This is a genomic window from Arenibacter sp. F20364, assembly GCF_023015905.1.
Lineage (GTDB): Bacteria > Bacteroidota > Bacteroidia > Flavobacteriales > Flavobacteriaceae > Arenibacter.
Genome location: NZ_JALKBD010000007.1, coordinates 129,226 through 145,734, shown reverse-complemented (window position 1 = coordinate 145,734; position 16,509 = coordinate 129,226). Strand labels below are relative to the sequence as shown.

General features: G+C 39.3%; 15 protein-coding genes. 1 reads left to right on the top strand and 14 read right to left on the bottom strand.

Annotated elements, in window-relative coordinates; all coding sequences use genetic code 11:
- Positions 1–54: 54 nt before the first annotated feature.
- The 8 genes from MWU84_RS07805 to MWU84_RS07770 form a co-directional block, all read right to left on the bottom strand.
- Positions 55–1,569 carry a helicase HerA-like domain-containing protein gene (locus tag MWU84_RS07805; protein ID WP_246900303.1) on the bottom strand — a complete coding sequence of 505 codons (1,515 nt, stop codon included), beginning with the start codon at positions 1,567–1,569 and terminating at the stop codon, positions 55–57.
- Between the two features lie 242 nt (positions 1,570–1,811).
- Complete coding sequence (locus tag MWU84_RS07800; protein ID WP_246900300.1) at positions 1,812–4,184, bottom strand: prolyl oligopeptidase family serine peptidase; 2,373 nt, start codon at positions 4,182–4,184, stop codon at positions 1,812–1,814.
- Positions 4,185–4,368: 184 nt separating this feature from the next.
- Entirely contained in the window at positions 4,369–4,980 is a 612-nt protein-coding gene (locus MWU84_RS07795) for a helix-turn-helix domain-containing protein (protein WP_246900295.1), read from the bottom strand.
- 54 nt (positions 4,981–5,034) lie between these two features.
- Positions 5,035–5,298 carry a DUF2024 family protein gene (locus MWU84_RS07790; RefSeq protein WP_246900292.1) on the bottom strand — a complete coding sequence of 88 codons (264 nt, stop codon included), beginning with the start codon at positions 5,296–5,298 and terminating at the stop codon, positions 5,035–5,037.
- A 61-nt stretch (positions 5,299–5,359) separates the two neighbouring features.
- Positions 5,360–5,593: a thioredoxin family protein gene (locus tag MWU84_RS07785; RefSeq protein WP_246900288.1), complete on the bottom strand. Its 234-nt coding sequence runs from the start codon at positions 5,591–5,593 to the stop codon at positions 5,360–5,362.
- Between the two features lie 157 nt (positions 5,594–5,750).
- Entirely contained in the window at positions 5,751–6,230 is a 480-nt protein-coding gene (locus MWU84_RS07780) for a GNAT family N-acetyltransferase (RefSeq protein WP_246900285.1), read from the bottom strand.
- A gap of 94 nt (positions 6,231–6,324) precedes the next feature.
- Complete coding sequence (locus tag MWU84_RS07775) at positions 6,325–7,191, bottom strand: RluA family pseudouridine synthase (RefSeq protein WP_246900283.1); 867 nt, start codon at positions 7,189–7,191, stop codon at positions 6,325–6,327.
- A gap of 382 nt (positions 7,192–7,573) precedes the next feature.
- Positions 7,574–8,002: a DUF1801 domain-containing protein gene (locus MWU84_RS07770; RefSeq protein ID WP_246900281.1), complete on the bottom strand. Its 429-nt coding sequence runs from the start codon at positions 8,000–8,002 to the stop codon at positions 7,574–7,576.
- Between the two features lie 398 nt (positions 8,003–8,400).
- Between MWU84_RS07770 and MWU84_RS07765 the strand changes: the two genes are divergently transcribed.
- Complete coding sequence (locus tag MWU84_RS07765; protein ID WP_246900277.1) at positions 8,401–9,738, top strand: Gfo/Idh/MocA family oxidoreductase; 1,338 nt, start codon at positions 8,401–8,403, stop codon at positions 9,736–9,738.
- A gap of 121 nt (positions 9,739–9,859) precedes the next feature.
- Here the strand turns inward: MWU84_RS07765 and MWU84_RS07760 are convergent, their stop codons facing one another.
- The 6 genes from MWU84_RS07760 to egtB all read right to left on the bottom strand — a co-directional run bounded on the left by MWU84_RS07760 (position 9,860) and on the right by egtB (position 16,508).
- Positions 9,860–10,360 carry a GNAT family N-acetyltransferase gene (locus MWU84_RS07760; RefSeq protein WP_246900274.1) on the bottom strand — a complete coding sequence of 167 codons (501 nt, stop codon included), beginning with the start codon at positions 10,358–10,360 and terminating at the stop codon, positions 9,860–9,862.
- 117 nt (positions 10,361–10,477) lie between these two features.
- Entirely contained in the window at positions 10,478–11,062 is a 585-nt protein-coding gene (locus tag MWU84_RS07755; RefSeq protein WP_246900272.1) for a YdeI family protein, read from the bottom strand.
- A gap of 657 nt (positions 11,063–11,719) precedes the next feature.
- Entirely contained in the window at positions 11,720–13,162 is a 1,443-nt protein-coding gene (locus MWU84_RS07750) for an alkyl/aryl-sulfatase (RefSeq protein ID WP_246900270.1), read from the bottom strand.
- Positions 13,152–14,009, bottom strand: a complete 858-nt coding sequence (locus MWU84_RS07745; protein ID WP_246900268.1) for an SDR family oxidoreductase — start codon at positions 14,007–14,009, stop codon at positions 13,152–13,154. Before MWU84_RS07745 ends, MWU84_RS07750 begins: the two co-directional genes overlap by 11 nt.
- A gap of 346 nt (positions 14,010–14,355) precedes the next feature.
- Positions 14,356–15,357 (bottom strand): L-histidine N(alpha)-methyltransferase, encoded by a 1,002-nt coding sequence (locus tag MWU84_RS07740; protein WP_246900266.1) that lies wholly within the window; start codon positions 15,355–15,357, stop codon positions 14,356–14,358.
- On the bottom strand, positions 15,354–16,508 hold the full coding sequence (egtB, locus tag MWU84_RS07735; RefSeq protein ID WP_246900263.1) for an ergothioneine biosynthesis protein EgtB: 1,155 nt from the start codon (positions 16,506–16,508) through the stop codon (positions 15,354–15,356). Before egtB ends, MWU84_RS07740 begins: the two co-directional genes overlap by 4 nt.
- Position 16,509: the final 1 nt, after the last annotated feature.

The window sequence follows — 16,509 nt, the reverse complement described above, 5'->3', positions numbered from 1 at the left end:
AAAAGGTATTCGTATTATATTTTTATGGGTTTTTGTTTTTCAATAATCCTGGGACTATCGCATAACTTTCTTTAATACGCCCAATACGCCCCTGATAAAAGTTGCGCTGGTCAGTACTTTTATTACGGGGTTTTGGCGGGTACTGGTTCTTCTGGTAGTTGATCGGGTTGATTTTCTACTGGAAGAGGCCTTTTCTTCTTCGGCCAGTTTCTCTGCCCTTTCTATCTTAACGTTAAGCATCTCGTAGGCACTTTCCCTGTCAATGGTTTCGTTGTATTTTCTAACCAATTTTGAACTGCCTATCACCTCCTTTAGTTCACTGTCCGTTAGCACGTCCATTCGGCTCATTGGGGCCCTTAACATGGTGGCAGCAAGAGGGGTTGGCCTTCCTTTTTCATCCAGGGCCGAGATCAGAGCCTCCCCAATTCCCAAGGACGTTAAGACTTCCTTGGTGTCGTAATATTCTGAAATGGGATAATTTTCTGCGGTTAGCTTTATGGCTTTCCTGTCCTTTGCGGTAAATGCACGTAAGGCATGCTGCACCTTTAATCCCAATTGGGATAATACGGCATCTGGAACATCGGTAGGGTTTTGGGTTACAAAATATAAACCGATTCCTTTGGAGCGTATTAGTTTTACAATGCTCTCTATTTGATTTAGTAGCGCCTTTGAGGCCTCATTGAAAATAAGGTGGGCTTCATCTATAAAAAGGACCAATTCTGGTCTCCCCGTATCGCCTTGCTCTGGAAAAATATCGTAAATTTCTGCCAAGAGGCTGAGCATGAAGGTGGAAAACAATTTTGGACGGTCCTGTATATCGGTCAAGCGAATAATGTTGATGTAACCTCTACCATTTTCGTCTATACGGGTAAGATCCTCTACATCAAAGGATTTTTCCCCGAAGAATAGTTCGGCACCTTGCTGTTCCAGTTCTATTACTTTTCTTAGAATGGTACCCGTAGAACTGGTGGATATTCGGCCATAGGACTCGGAGAATTCTTTTTTGCCCTCCTCCGTGGCGTATTGTAACACCTTTTTGAAGTCCTTAAGGTCCAGCAACGGTAGCTTGTTATCATCGCAATATTTAAAAACGACGGCCACAATACCTTCCTGTGTTTTGGAAAGGTCTAAAATACGGCTTAAAAGTACTGGACCAAATTCAGAAACCGTGGCCCGTAATTTTACGCCGTCCTGCTCGGAGAGCGAAAGTATTTCCACCGGGAAAGCCGTAGGCGTAAACGGTAGACCTATTTTGTTGTGCCGTTCATCAATTTTTGCATGCCCTGGACTGGGTTGTGCCAGACCACTTAGGTCACCTTTAAGGTCCATAAGCAATACTGGAATTCCTTTTTCCGACAAGTTCTCGGCAATTACCTGAAGGGTCTTGGTTTTACCAGTACCTGTTGCCCCGGCGATAAGACCATGTCTGTTAAGTGTTTTTAAAGGTATCTTTACATGGGCATTGGTTATGGTTTCGCCATTCAACATGGCCGCCCCCATTGTAATAAAGTCTCCTTTTGTGGTGTATCCTTTCTGTATATGTTCAAAGAATTTGTCTTGGATGTCCATTGGGCTAATTTTTGATAAAAATAGGCTAATTTTAGTCAAAAGAAAAGTTGTGGATTTTTAAGTTATTCCTTAAAACTGAAAACCTATAAACTTAATTCATATTAAACTTCCTCTAATTTGCTGAAGTGGGCTATTTTGTAAGGTTTCCTCAATAGGACAGCTTATGGCAGAATGTATTACTTGGCCATATATGCTAGCCCATTTCTAGGGATAACTCATTAGAAGGCAAAAGTCCTATTTAACTACTTTTTGTCCAGTAAACTTTCCTGGAATAGTTTATAGATACGGGTGTATTCATCTGTCCAGCTACTGGGCTCCACAAAACTATGGCGTTCTACAGGGTACACCGCCATTTCCCAATTGTGTTTTTCCAATTCGATCAGGCGTTGTGAGAGACGCACCATATCCTGAAAATGTACGTTGTCATCTATCATTCCATGTAAGATCAACAAATCGCCCTTTAAGCCTTCGGCAAAATAGATAGGGGAGCTTCTTCTGTAAGCCAAGCTATCCGTGACCGGGGTGTTCAGGATACGGGCTGTATAACCATGGCTGTAAGCGGCCCAATCGCCCACAGATCGTATGGCGGCGCCCGCCTTAAAGGTGTCAGCGGCGTTGAACATTGCCATTAAGGTGATAAATCCACCATAGGAGCCTCCATAAATGCCAATTTTATCCTGATCGATCGCGAGTTCATCAATTAAATATTTAGCCCCATCCACATGGTCGGACAAGTCCTTTCCGCCCATATGTCTGTAAATTCCGGTACGCCAGTCCCTGCCGTAACCGGCACTGCCCCTATAATCTATGTCCAAGACGGTATAGCCATTGTCCACTAAGAGGTTGTGGAACATATATTCCCTAAAATAGGTGCTCCACCATTTATGGGCGTTCTGTAAATAGCCGGCTCCATGGACAAAAATAATGGCCGCCTTATTTTTTACGTCGGAACTGGGCTTGTACAGGCGGGCGTGTACTGCCTCGCCATCCTCGGCCTTAAAGGTAATTATTTGGGGATCGCGCCATTCGTAGGCGTTAAAATCGTTGGTGGTAGAATTGGTTATGCGTTTTGCCGTTGCTGTGGATCTTGCCCAAATGGGATTGTCCTGTATGTAAAGTTCTGTGGGCTTGTTGGTGTACGAATGCAAAATGGCCATTTTGCGCTCGTCAGGAGATAAGGTAACCTCATTGGACCCGGTCATCTGGGTCAGCTGGCGCAGTTTTCCACCTCCAATGGGCATACTATAAAATTGTCGGTCTCCTGGATGGTTTTTATTGGCTGTAAAATACCAACGTTTTTTATCCTTTGATATTCGTGGGTCGTAGATTTCAAATTCACCCGAGGTCAAAGCCTTTATTTTTTTGGTAGAAACATCTATAACATAGAGATGTGAATAGCCTGTTTTTTCCGATTGGAACCAGATACTTTTTCCATCGGGCATCCAGCCCTTTTCACCCCCGTCGTATCCTCCAATACCCGGGCCGGCAATCCAAGCTTCGTCATGTTGATGGTCCAAAAGAGAAACACTGCCATCTTTTGGATCCAGAAGTACTATCCATCGGTCCTTATAGTCGTTGCTATTAATGTCCAGCAAGGCATATTTCCCGTCTTCGCTCCAAAGTGGCCCATCAATATAGCCCAGTCTGTTTTTATTTTCATAAGTTTTATCCGGATAGTCCTTGGTGTACTCAGGTACGTAATCTAACCCCTGCAGACTGTCCAAAACCACTGGATAGGCCTTTTTGTTGGCAATGTCATAAACGAACATTTCATATTCGTAGGGTTCGTTGCCCACCTTGGATCTTGTGCTTTCATCCTCCGTATATCCGGATTCGGTAACATAATGTGGAACAATGGTACCTTTATTTGTAGGCGATTTTGTGGCTAAGTAAGTAATGTAATTTCCTGTTGGACTTATCCGTTGATTGTATATTGATTTGTCATCTGGGTCTAAAGGTATGGGACCCTTGGCCTCAAAGCGTTTTTTCATCTCCTCCGCATTGTCCTTTTTTTTCTTACGTTCGCGCAGTACCTCAAATAGTCCTAATTGATCTTCATACAGCCATTGGTCTTTTGCACTTTTTTCGTCCTCTGATTTTGCCGATTTAATTTTGGTGAGTTGTACCGTACTACCATTGGCTATATCCCAAGTAAATAGATTTTTGCCCTGTCGGTAGGCTATCTTGGTACCATTATCGGTAAAATGGGGAGCACTTTCGTATTCTTCGGTCTGGGTTATTGGGATTAGGCCTCGGGTCTTAAGATTTAAAAGAAATATGTCGCCTCTTTTGGAATATACTTTTAGTGATCTATCCGGGTTATAAACACCATTGGTACTGGGTAGGGAGTAGGAGGTCTCAAAATCGGTTTTTATAGTCTTGGCCGATTTTAAATGGTAGGCATAAAGGGAATCGTTTTGGGCTTTTTCTGGATTCCAATCAAAATACAGGGTCTGGCCGTCCAAGGACCATTGGGGATTTGAAGGAAGATGGCCTACAAAGTCATCGCCCTGCATTATTTTTTTTATGGATAAGCTGGATTTGTTCCCGTGTTGGGCAAAACTGATGGAAAGGGATAGTAGAAATGCCCCGTAGAGCAGCCAATTGTTTTTCATGTTCTATTTGTTATAAGCCTTAAGTGATCTTAGGTTTGGTTTAGCTGTTTACATGTAATATTGATGTGGTAAATATCCAAAAACTTAATAACTCTCCCAAGATTGAAGGTGAAAGTTATACGGCGGATGCGACTTTAGTGAAAAACAGTTCTCGGATATGGACAGCTGAGTTGTCCTATGGGCTTTATTGAGCGTGTCTTACTTCAAATTCTGGACAGTCCAAACGGATATCGGTATTCAATAATTCTTTGTCCAGCAAATTGCAATAATGCTCGGTTTCTTTTTGGCTATAGAATTTACAGCCGTAACAGGTGCGCTGTACCGATAGAATTCCGCTCCTGTTCAGTTGATAAATAAGCTTGCTCAAAGTGCCAAACAGGAGTTCCAGGTCCCGCTGATCAACAGATTTCAATTGAGCTTGTAAGGGATTGGCAAAATCGGATGTTTGTACTACAATATCCTTTCCGGTTAATGACAATCCTATGGAATAGCTTCTACTATCACGGGAGGAAAATTCTTTGGTAATTAGTCCCTTTTTGTCCAACGCCCTAATGGCGTCGCTAATGGTTGGCTTGGTAATATTGAATTCCTTGGCCAAGTGACTTACATTACAGAATTCGGTTTTGTGGTAAGCAATAAAAATTAAGATCTGGATTTGAATAGGACTCAAGCCTAATAGTTTGGCCTTATCCCAAAGCAAGACTTTGAATGCTTCCGAAATGCGTTCCAGACCGGCAACAATTTTGCTGGAAACATCCGATTCTTGGTGGTTTGGGTTGAAAATACTTTTGTCCATATAAAAAGCCTGCCGGGGATTGTCCGACAGGCAAAGTTAGTAATCCTTATTAAATTATTGGCAATTTTCCATTTCGATAATATAGTATCCCCTCTTATTTATGGCTGCCGATATGGCATCGTTGGCCTGCTCCATATGGCAGAAGGAACATTGCGTGGATGATATTCCTTTAGTATTGAAAGGTTTGCCGGTTAGGAATTCACGTCCATAATTAAAAATAGTATGCTCGTCCTCCAAATTATTGGGTACAAGTATATCGAAATGCATGATTGTGCCGTCTTTGCGGGTCACATAAGTGTCCCAAACCGATATTTTCATGGTGTTCTTTATTTATTTTTAATATATTTTAGTAGGAATCCTAACAATTTGGGATAAATTTTTATCCTTTTACATCTGCCATGGAGGCGCCAAAATTGATGTGAAGTACATTGCCTGTGGGTGTGACCAGGGCGGGGACCGATTTAACCCCTGCTTTTTCTGCTTCGGGAATACGGGATTTGCTCGTTCCGATATGTACAATGTCTACATTGTCCTTTCCTACGAGTTCTAAGATTTCATGTTCCGCACTTATGCAAACTGGGCATCCTGCGTGATAAAAAACCGATTTTTTCATTGTTATTAAATTTAGGTTATTGCACTATTGCCTCACAAATATAGTAAGGATTCCTAACAATAAAAAATAATTATTGAAAATTGTGCAACATTACTCTATAAAGAAGAATGATGTTGTCTAGTTTAGGTGTTTTATGAAGTACCCCAATAGGAGATATCTACTTTTTTAGGCTTAGTTCATAATACCGTGCAGATTCATGGGGATTATGGCGATATGCCGGTATTTCCACAAAACCATTGTCCGTATATATTTTAATAGCCGATTTCATGAAATCGGCGGTGTCGAGCTTTACAGTTTGGTATTTTAGTTTTTTAGCAGCATCTAAACAAGCTGTTAGTAATAGCGCTCCTAATCCCAAACCTCTACTGTTGGGTTTTACATACATTCTTTTAAGCTCTCCATCCAGTTCGCTAAATTTTCTGAGCCCTGCAATCCCAACGGCATCCCCATCTTTATAGGCAATAAATAACCCCCCTTCGCTAGGGCTGTACATTTGGGGTAGGCCTTCCATTTCTTTTTCAAAATTTTGAAAGGACAGATCAATACCCAGCCAGGCAACATATTCCAATATCAATTCTTTGGCATTTGAGAAATCAGTCGCCGTGCTGGCCAATTTTATTTTAATCTTGTTTTTCATATATGGTGTTATGTTTTCTTGAATGCTTTGGCACCTGAGTGTAGGCTTCACCCGCAAATGGCTGATCCCTCTACTCGATTGGCAATGGTTTTCGCTATTTTAATTGAATAAATATTTTTTTAAAACTTTGAGGAAAGTCATCTGTTAAGTAGACTTCTTCATTTGTAATTGGATGTATGAATTTTAAAGAATAGGCGTGCAAATACAAGCCTTTTCCGTATAAAATCAGATTTTCAATGCCATATTCTTTATCGCCCAATATCGGATTTCCAATATACGATAGATGTTTGCGTAATTGATGTCTTCTTCCTGTTTCAGGCTCTAATTTAACCAAATTGAGTTTTCCGAATTTTTCTGAAGGGACGGATTCGCAAAGCGTATAATTCGATTGTGATTTCTTGCCATCAACTTCTAAAGTGATTTTTCCTCTATTCTTAATTTCACCAATAGCAACTGCATAATAGGTTTTCTTAATCTCTCTATTTTCAAATATTTTATTAAGGGCACGAATGCCACTGCTCGTTTTTCCAACCAATAAAATACCTGTTGTTGCAAAATCCAATCGGTGAACAGGTTGTGGTGTTGTTGCATCTGGAAGATTACTTTCCTTTATGTTTTGAGGTAGAGCATTGGCGATGGTTTTAAAACTATTGCCGCTGACCACTATACCGGCAGGTTTATGAATCACTGCTAAGTAATCGTCTTCAAATAAGACTTGAAGTTGAAAGTGCAGTTTTTTCTTCGTTGCGACTTCTTTTGAAATGGATAATTCAATACATTCTCCACCATTTACAAAAGTGGCCGTAGTAGCAATAACATCATTAACCGTTATATACTGTTTCTTTAATGCTTTCTTTAACGCTGATTTAGTTTGAACTGCATTGAATATACCTACACCATACTCTTGGAGGCGAATAGGAGTAAGTAGTTCGGGAACAGTATGGGATTCGGTCGGCTTCATGATGTTTATTTTATGATAGTCAACATTGAGTATAAACATTGAGTATATAAAAAGCATGTGTTTTAGTAGCAATTTCCTGTAAATCTACACCAATATAGAGGTGTAGCTGAAACCCTCTAATTTACTACTATCTAGCTTAAGTTCTCTATATAAGGGTGGCCTTTCGTTATTTTTTCTAATATTTTATGTAATTATTTTGTACCAATATTGGAATTACAGTTTTTTGAAGGGAATTATTTTGGTTCGGCATTATATTTTACTTAAATAGGCTCAACTTAAATACTTCTGAAAATTCCCCGGTGTACATTTTTCCTCATAATTTTCAGGTGTTCCAGAAACCCAAAGCGTGTCAATATTAAGGTGTTCTAAGTTGATTCAAAAATTACATTCCCAAATTAGGTAAATGCTTAACCTTATGATAGGTTAGGGCAGCGGTAATACAGGCTACCAGTTCTTCTGTTGGGACGCTTTCGTTCATGTGAAAAATAATGGCCCTGCTGCCTTCGAACCGAAACATATTTTGGTACATCATTTTAAAGGTCGGGACCAACTTAGTGGTACATTGGAAGTACATGGCATATTGATCAGGATTTTTGGGTTTCCAATCTATCCTAATGGTACTTCCGTTTTTGGTAAGATAACTGGGTTCACTCCATTTCAAGGTTTCTTGAAGTAGTGTTAGTCCATCCGTTTTTTGGGCGGTGTCAATGATCAATTTGCGCAGATATTCCAATTTTTGTCTAATTTCAGGTGGGTAATTGTCGAAAACGGATTCAACTCTGGGATCTATCTTTAAGCGTAAATTGGCCATAGCTTTTAATTAGGAGGTTATAATGCTTCAACTAGTATTTGTTTCAATTTATTCCTAGAGAAGTACACTTTTAATTTATGAAGCAATTGATAAAAACGCAGCGTTTTCTACGGAATAATTCAATAAAGTTAAAAAAATAACAAAAAAGTTTGTTTGTTAACGTTAACGAATAAAAAAAATATGCTAACTTTCATTGCACAAATAAATAGCTTTTGTTTTAGAGGCCAAGGTCTTATCACCTTGTTCGGGTAAAAGTATCTCCGATTTCGGAAGGGATCGGGGCTGAACTATTCACGAAAAATAGGAATACCTTACTTTTGGCTTAAAGGTTTAATCAGGAAAATGGAATTTTGGTGAAAATAATAGTGTAAATAGAGTTAATATAAATATAGAGTCAAATGAAATCAACGAGAAGATCCTTTATTAAAAGAACGGCTGTGGCCGGATCGGCGGTTATTGCTGCCCCGACCATAATATCTTCCACTGTCTTCGGGGCCAACGACCGTATCAATGCGGCTGTTTTGGGTGTCAATGGACGTGGAAAAAGCCATATCAAAGGCCTTATGGCGCAAAAGAATGTCCAGGTTACCACCTTATGTGATCCTGATATGAACCTTTTACGGGAGCGCCAGAAAACCTTTAAGGAAACTTACAATAAAGATGTTGCACTGGAGCAGGATCTTCGTAGGGTAATGGATAATAAGGATATAGATGTAGTTAGTATCGCATCTCCAAACCACTGGCATGCTCTTTCGGTAATTTGGGCCTGTCAGGCTGGAAAGGATGCCTATGTTGAAAAACCGGGATCACATAATATCTGGGAAGGCCGTAAAATGGTGGAAGCAGCTGCGAAATATGATCGTATTGTACAGCATGGGGTTCAATTAAGAAGTTCACCCGCGGTTAACGAGGCTATCAACCTTATGCGCGATGGGTATATTGGAAGGGTTTATATGGCAAGAGGTATTGTTTTTAGATGGAGAGGTGATATTGGTGATCAGGGTTTCTCCCCTGTTCCTGCCGGTGTAGATTATGATCTTTGGACAGGACCGGCGCCAAAACGTCCTTTTACAAGAAATTTGGTGCACTACAATTGGCACTGGCACTGGGATTACGGTAATGGTGATGTTGGAAACCAAGGTATCCATGAAACCGATCTTTGTATGTGGGGATTGGATGTAGGGCTTCCAACAAAGATTACCTCCATGGGCGGTAAATTTCTTTGGGACGATTGTAAGGAAGTACCTGAAGTACTTACTTCGGTCTATAACTACCCAGAAGAAAGAAAGATCATACAATTTGAAGTACGACCTTGGTGTACCAATACCGAAGAAGGTGCTACAGTAGGTAATATTTTCTATGGCGATAAGGGTATCTTGGTCGTAGATGGTTATGATAAGTATAAGACGTACTTGGGACAGGACAGAACGCCAGGTAAATCTGGTGAAGATGGAGGAGAGTCAGGAACAGGAATGGACCGTGGTGCCGGTGGTACAGACGGACATTTTGCCAACTTTATAGAAGCGGTTCGCAAGCGCGATAAAACCATATTGAACGGTCCTGTGGAAACTGCACACCTTTCTTCTGGCTTGGCTCACTTGGGCAATATTGCCTATAGATTGGATCGCGTATTGACCTTTAATCCAAAATCTGAATCATTCATAAATGATGCTGAAGCGGATAGAATGTTGAGACGTGATTATCGTGAAGGTTTTGAGGTTCCAGAGAATGTATAATAAGAGGTAACTCCATGAAATAACCATTTTAATCATATGGTTCGGTGGAGTGAAAACAATGCCCAGGGTCTTGGATTCTGGGCATTGTTTATTTATAAAGGTCTTTCGGCTTGCAGGTTTATTATGGAATTTTTTTGCCGATCATTGTTTTTATTAGAAGGGTCTCAGTTTGGTTTGTCTTGGTTATGGTAAATCCAAGTTTCTCCACCAGTCTTATAGCCTGTTTATTCTGTGTTGAGGTTTTTCCAATTATTTGATCTACTTTCAAATCATTCCTGGCAATTTCAATGATCAATTCAAAGGCTTGTAGCATTAGGCCCATTCCCCAGTAGTCGGGATGAAGGGTGCCCCCAATTTCTATACTGTAGTTTTTCCTGTCCAGATGGTGCAAAGCGCAAATGCCCAAAAATGATTCAGGCTTATTTTCCTCACAAATTTTCCAGGTCCAGTTGCCTTTGGAGGTTATTCTTTTTATAAACCCCTTGGTAAGGCCCAATTCTTTGATTGGTCTTTCTGGATAGGACTTAAGCACTTTTTCATTATTAAATAGGTCGTAAACAGCTTTGCTATCTTCTGATGACAATGGCTCGATCTGAATAATGATTTTATCCAATGCTTTCATTTTTTCGGTTTAATACCCAGACTTTTGGCCAAGCTAGAGAAAGAGGCTCCGACCGGTAGCAGGATGGTTTTCCTTTATGGCATATTTTTTGTCGGGACATGGTTGTTCCATCTTCTTTTATTGGTCGTTTAATCCCTTTCCTTGTAGAATATGCTGTATGTATTTTTCAACTCTGGACGCTCTTGTTTTGGATTGTTTGGCCTGTGAAAAATGTAGTAAATACCCTCTTTGTCGTCCAGGTGTTAATGCTTCGAAGGCCGTTTTTAAATCGGTATTACTTTTTAAGGCCTTTTTAAATTCATCTGGCATCATATATTCGGAAGTCTTTTTCATTTTTACTTCCAATCCTGCTTTTTCTACTTCAATGGCTTCAAATATGTAGGCAGTGATGGTCGATTTTAAATCAATGATTTGCTGCGGGTCTGTAAACCGAATTTGTCGGGCCGTTTGTACATTTTCCGTTTGTTGAATTAAAATATTATCGGAGTCTTTCAAAAGGGCTCCTTTATGAAAAAGAAGGGCGCAATATTCTTTAAATTCGTGAATTAAAACAATATTTTTTCTTTGAAACGTATAACAGGGGTGCATCCATTTAAATTCTTCCGTTAATCCACAATCAAGGCAGGTTTCCCTCAATAAAACCATTTCCGCTTTCCATTTATTAGCTCTATTCAAAAACCTATCAACTAGTTTTGAACTCATTTTTTTAATTTATTTTTCGCGATCAATACACCAGTAAATGTTTGTTGTTCATATTCTCTTAATATTAGGGGGCAATACTTCGGCTCGAATGATAGCTTTGGTTTAAAATGGCTATTAGGCTCGAAAACTAAAATTTTTAGGTCTTTTGGCACCCCTGCCCGAAAACGGTTCAGGCAGGCTTTAGGGAGGGGGCAGCACCAAAAGACAGAAAATTAGATTAATTTGCCCTGACCCTTAATGGAATAACTGAATTTTCTCAATGGGAGACGGTTCAGAATATTAGTTTTTTTTATCTATCGAAATATGAACGCTATTTTTAGACTATAGCCCAAGTGTTTAATAATTGGATTTAAAGATAGCATTTTTACCCATTTAAAATAAAAACGGTCCGAGTTTAAACTCGGACCGTTTTTTACTTTTACTCGATAATCGAGATTTTAACCTGCCTACCGAAGGCAGGTGTTCCGACGATTGCCTGCCCGTTCCATTCAAGCGGGCTTCGAAATCTAATATAAGGTTCCTTTCAATGCCTTGCCCCGAGGTAGTTTGCTTTTATGGGACACTAAAATGGTTCTGCTTTTAGCTGTTTCGCTTTTTATTAGAATATATTTGATTTTAATGGTTTAAGACCATACCACCTATTAACATAATCGATGATTAGTGAGGTTCAAGGTTGTTTTTCTCCAGTTCATATGCAAAAGAGAGGTAATAGTTTCTTGCCGGGGCATTTATTTGTTGTGCTGCTAAAGCCCTTAACAGCGCTATCTTCGCATTTATAACTTTCGTTCTTTTAAAATCAGTTTGAAGCAGATAATCAGCTAATTGTAGCCCCCATTGATAATCACCTTTATTAATCGCTTGATTGAGTTGTGTCAATACCTGATTCCCACCTCCTGCAAGTTCAATAATATGTTTGGCCTCCGAGGAGGAAGAAAGTGGGTAAAGGTTAGTTGGGTTTCCATCAAACCAACCTACATAATGGAGAAATACAGAACGAACTCCCCATGGAACCGAACCATAGAACTCTTGTAAATTGGATTGCTGTAATAGAGAATCTGCCACCTTAACACTATCAACGGTTTGTTGTAGCGTATATCCCTTGTTCATGGCATCAATTGTTTGCTGGTAAACACTTAAAATTGCTGTGGAATAGTTGTTTAGATTATTGTGGATAATCGATTTTCCAGAGAGAGGGCGTGTATGGCCCGGGATCAAATATTGCACAGGAAGACTCCCCATTTTTTTTATGGATTCACCCCATGATTTAACATCCCTATATTGAGAACCTCTAATGGCATAAAGGTTAGGAAATGACTTGTAATAATTATCTCCGGTGAACAGGGATTCTAAAGATGGTATCCATACAAAAAGCGCGTCATTGGTTTCACCATTGGCAGCGAACAATTCAAAATTTATGCCTGCAAGGGTAATTGATATAGAATCTTTAAATGTAATATTTGGTTCTAAATATCCTTCTCCAACCCTGTCCGTTGAGGTGCTACCAGATGCAACTCCTCTATTGATAATATCTTTGGCCGGTAAATTCCGCCCAAACTGTCGCGCGTTTCGCTTTTTTAAGATGGGCTCTACGGGAGATTTTCCTTCCAACTCCTCTTTAAACCCTTTTCTTGCAATTATCTTAGCGTTTTTGCCATTGCCAACAAAAGCAGAGGCACCCCCGGTATGATCGTTATGTCCATGCGTATAAATTAGTGCCTGTACAGGTTTAGTGGTTATTTCCCTGAACTTTTCTGCAACTGTTTCTGCCGCACCAAGGGCACGAAGGGCATCTATTATGACTACTCCATGCTCTCCAATTACCATTGAAGTATTGGAACCATCATATCCTACGGCCACATAAACGTTTTCATTTAATTTGATAATTTCCGGCGTAAATTCAGCACTCTGGTCTTTAAGTTTGGTAATATTAGGGTGTTCCTGTCCTAATTCCGACTTGATAACGCTATTTTTTTCCGGGGAATTTTGGCAAGCCTGTAAAAAGACAATTCCCAATAAAATGATACTGGCTCTTATCATTGTTTTATAACTGTTAGCACCTCTTGAATATAGATCTACTGCTTGATTTTTTCTAGTTTTCATTGGTGTTTGTTGTGGCTTTAATCATTTCTAGAGGTGCCTTATGTTCTCTTCCCGCAGCCTTTTCATAGTCTGAACTTACATTATTTGCACCTGTTTTGATGCCTTCATAAATTCCAGCTATTATGGTTCCCAAAAAATCGCCCAAGGCCGCTTTTCTTTCTGCTGCATAGGCTTCAGCCGTCATGGGGTTGTATACAAGCTTTGTATTAAAAATCTGATTTATATAATCTGCAAGTTGACTTTGGGTTATGGGCTTCCCAACAAGGTTGTAAATATGTCCATTGTGTTTTTCCTCCGTTAGCATTTTGCTGTATGCATATCCTAATTCTTCCCTGCTGGTATAAGGACATAGACCATCTCCGGCGGAGTTTCTAATTTCACCATCTTTGACGTAGGTGTCCAGATATTCCAAATCTGGTTCTATGTAAATTCCATTTCGGCCAATCACCCAATCAAGCCCTGAGTTTTGTACGTCGGCTTCAGTTTGTCTATTGCTTTGAACAATAGGGCTAAAGGTGTTCTTATTTTCATCTCCAACAATACTTGTGTAGACTATTTTTTTAACGCCATTGGCCTTGGCTGCTTCAATTACATTTTGGTGTTGTTGTATCCTTTTTTTTGGATCATCCATTCCCGACACCAAAAGAACTGCGTCAACCCCTTGCAATGCCTTGTCAAAATGCTCACGACTGTTGTAGTCGCCTTCCCGGATTTCCACACCGAGATGTTTTGCTTTTGCAGGCGTACGGGCAATCCCGATTACATTGTCTTTTCCTATTAGCGGTGTCAAGTGTTTTATGATTGAAGCACCTAGTTTTCCACTTGCCGATGTTACTGCTATTTTCATGATATTGGATTAATTAAAAAGGGTGAGTGTTATAAATTATATTTTACGTACTTAAGGTGTTTTTTATTTCAAAAAAACACATCATTAACTGGTTATCAGTTTATTATAATTAATTTTTATTCTCCAAGGGCCACTCGGGTGACAGGTGCGGTCGAAAGGTTTTGACGACGATATATCTATAATAAGGTCTCGACAGCACTCGACCTGATAAGCCTGGACTCTCATTGGGACAACATTGCCCTAAACAATTCAATAACAATTTAATATCAATCGAACTGTCCTTCTTGCACAAAATGGGTGGCTTTGCTTCATGGCCCAAGGAGCAACGCGTTGACTTCTCTATTTTTCAGTGTCTAGTAAGGATGTAGTCTGCAAAATATTCTTTGCCATCCATTATTTTGGTTTTAAGACCAAAATCGGTTTTGGAAATTATTTTCTCAATAATGGGATCATTATATTTTCTGGATATTTCTGTATGAATGCTTTCTCCCTTGGCAAATTCATAGGTTTTTTTTAATGCTTTTATTTCTACTTTTTGATGAACGGTACTCACAATAAAACTTTTGGCTATTCCTTCTGCTTCATTGTATTCTGGCCGATGTTCAAAATTATCCAGGTTAAAATCCCCTCCTAGTTCCTTATTGATTCTTTTCAAAAGATTAAGATTGAATTCTGCCGTAATTCCTTTACTGTCATTATAGGCAGGCAGAACTATTTTTTTAGGTTTTATCAAATCCACACCTAATAATAATTTATCGCCATTTTGTAGATTTGTTCCCAAATTATAAATAAACTGTGTGGCCAATTCGTCCGTCATATTTCCAATATTGGAACCGAGAAATAAGATAACTTTAGGTTTTTTGCTCTTTTTTAAAGACCCTAAAACTTCAAAATAATCGCCGTGTTTTGTTTTTACGGACACATTGGGCAAAGCCCTGTCCAAGTCCTGCTCCAGAAGCTTTAAAGCATTCACGGAAATATCGATTGGGATATAGTCGAACTTAAAATTTTGTGCATCCAAGGACCTCAATAGCTTTTTGGTTTTCAACCCATCACCAGCTCCCAATTCTATTAATTCAAAATAAGTATCAGGATTCAAATCCAGGACATCGATTAATTGTTGCGTTTTATTTTGAAAAATATCCAACTCGCTACGGGTTAGATAGTATTCTGGCAAATTCATGATTTCAACAAAAAGCGCATCGCCTTTTTTATCGTAAAAATATTTTGAAGGAAGCGTTTTAGGCGATGAATTTAGCCCGCTCTCTACTTCGCTTTTAAACATCTCCAGCATGCTGAGGTTTTGCTTATACTGGTTTTCGACCTTAGTTTTAATTGTTTCGATCATAATGATTTAGTTAGTCTTATTCCGGTAAATTGCCATCTTTCCGTTGGATTAAAAAAATTTCGATACGTTGATCGGCTATGGTTTTTTGATGTAGCAACCGAAGCGCCTCTTAAAACCATTTTGTTGCTCATAAATTTTCCGTTGTATTCACCCAGGGCGCCATTTTCTTTTTTGAAATTTGGGTAGGGCAAATAGGCACTGTTCGTCCATTCCCACCGTTTTCCCCATGCCATCCGTGGTGCCGCAATTTCCCATTCAAATTCGGTTGGTAATCGCATGCCTTTCCATTCGGCATAAGCATTGGCTTCATAATAACCAATATGACTTAAAATGGCATTTTTATCTACTTTTTGTAATCCCGAAAGGCTGTAATAGTGCCATTCTCCCTTAATTTTATGCCAATACAGGGGAGAGGTGATTTTATGGGTATTTACCCAAGACCAACCTTCGTCCAACCAAAGATTGAAATCGGAATAACCACCATCTTCCATAAATTCTATAAAGTCACCGTTGGTAACTAAATAATTATTTATCTCAAAGTCATTAACATACACATTGTGCACTCCTAATTCGTTATCGTAACAAAAGGCGGTTCCTTGGTAGCCAATTTCATAAACCCCAGCATTTATTTTTATGCTTTCTGTCTTTGTATTTTTATCATTCACCAAGTTGAATCCTTCATTAAAAACAGGAAAAAGGGGATTGTTTCCCAACATGTATTTTACATCGGTAATCAATAATTCTTGGTGTTGTTGCTCGTGATTCAACCCTAAAATAACCAAGTCGATTATTTTTTGGTCATAATTGTTCTTTAATAATTCTTGCATTTTGGCATCCACGTATTCTCGGTACCCATAGATATTCTCGGTACTTGGACGGGACATATTGCCTCTATTTGCTTGTAATATTCTTTCTCCGGCATTGTTGTAATAGCTATTAAAAAGGAAATTATAATTGGAATTAAATGGTGTGTAGTCCTGTAAATACGGAATCAGAACAAATGTTTCAAAGAACCAAGTGGTATGGGCCAAATGCCACTTTGGTGGACTTGCAAATTGAACCACTTGTATGGAATAATCTTCAACTTGTAAATGGCTACAAAACGTAACCGTTTCCTGTCTTATGTGTGCGTACTTGTCACTTATTTTCATT

What these genes read in the sequence shown, in the direction of transcription:
- MWU84_RS07785 (WP_246900288.1), bottom strand. Translation starts at nt 5,593, where the DNA reads ATGAAAAAATCGGTTTTTTATCACGCAGGATGCCCAGTTTGCATAAGT.
- MWU84_RS07750 (WP_246900270.1), bottom strand. Translation starts at nt 13,162, where the DNA reads ATGAAAACTAGAAAAAATCAAGCAGTAGATCTATATTCAAGAGGTGCT.
- MWU84_RS07745 (WP_246900268.1), bottom strand. Translation starts at nt 14,009, where the DNA reads ATGAAAATAGCAGTAACATCGGCAAGTGGAAAACTAGGTGCTTCAATC.
- MWU84_RS07795 (WP_246900295.1), bottom strand. Translation starts at nt 4,980, where the DNA reads ATGGACAAAAGTATTTTCAACCCAAACCACCAAGAATCGGATGTTTCC.
- MWU84_RS07740 (WP_246900266.1), bottom strand. Translation starts at nt 15,357, where the DNA reads ATGATCGAAACAATTAAAACTAAGGTCGAAAACCAGTATAAGCAAAAC.
- MWU84_RS07775 (WP_246900283.1), bottom strand. Translation starts at nt 7,191, where the DNA reads ATGAAGCCGACCGAATCCCATACTGTTCCCGAACTACTTACTCCTATT.
- MWU84_RS07755 (WP_246900272.1), bottom strand. Translation starts at nt 11,062, where the DNA reads ATGAGTTCAAAACTAGTTGATAGGTTTTTGAATAGAGCTAATAAATGG.
- MWU84_RS07790 (WP_246900292.1), bottom strand. Translation starts at nt 5,298, where the DNA reads ATGAAAATATCGGTTTGGGACACTTATGTGACCCGCAAAGACGGCACA.
- MWU84_RS07800 (WP_246900300.1), bottom strand. Translation starts at nt 4,184, where the DNA reads ATGAAAAACAATTGGCTGCTCTACGGGGCATTTCTACTATCCCTTTCC.
- MWU84_RS07805 (WP_246900303.1), bottom strand. Translation starts at nt 1,569, where the DNA reads ATGGACATCCAAGACAAATTCTTTGAACATATACAGAAAGGATACACC.
- MWU84_RS07770 (WP_246900281.1), bottom strand. Translation starts at nt 8,002, where the DNA reads ATGGCCAATTTACGCTTAAAGATAGATCCCAGAGTTGAATCCGTTTTC.
- MWU84_RS07765 (WP_246900277.1), top strand. Translation starts at nt 8,401, where the DNA reads ATGAAATCAACGAGAAGATCCTTTATTAAAAGAACGGCTGTGGCCGGA.
- egtB (WP_246900263.1), bottom strand. Translation starts at nt 16,508, where the DNA reads ATGAAAATAAGTGACAAGTACGCACACATAAGACAGGAAACGGTTACG.
- MWU84_RS07760 (WP_246900274.1), bottom strand. Translation starts at nt 10,360, where the DNA reads ATGAAAGCATTGGATAAAATCATTATTCAGATCGAGCCATTGTCATCA.
- MWU84_RS07780 (WP_246900285.1), bottom strand. Translation starts at nt 6,230, where the DNA reads ATGAAAAACAAGATTAAAATAAAATTGGCCAGCACGGCGACTGATTTC.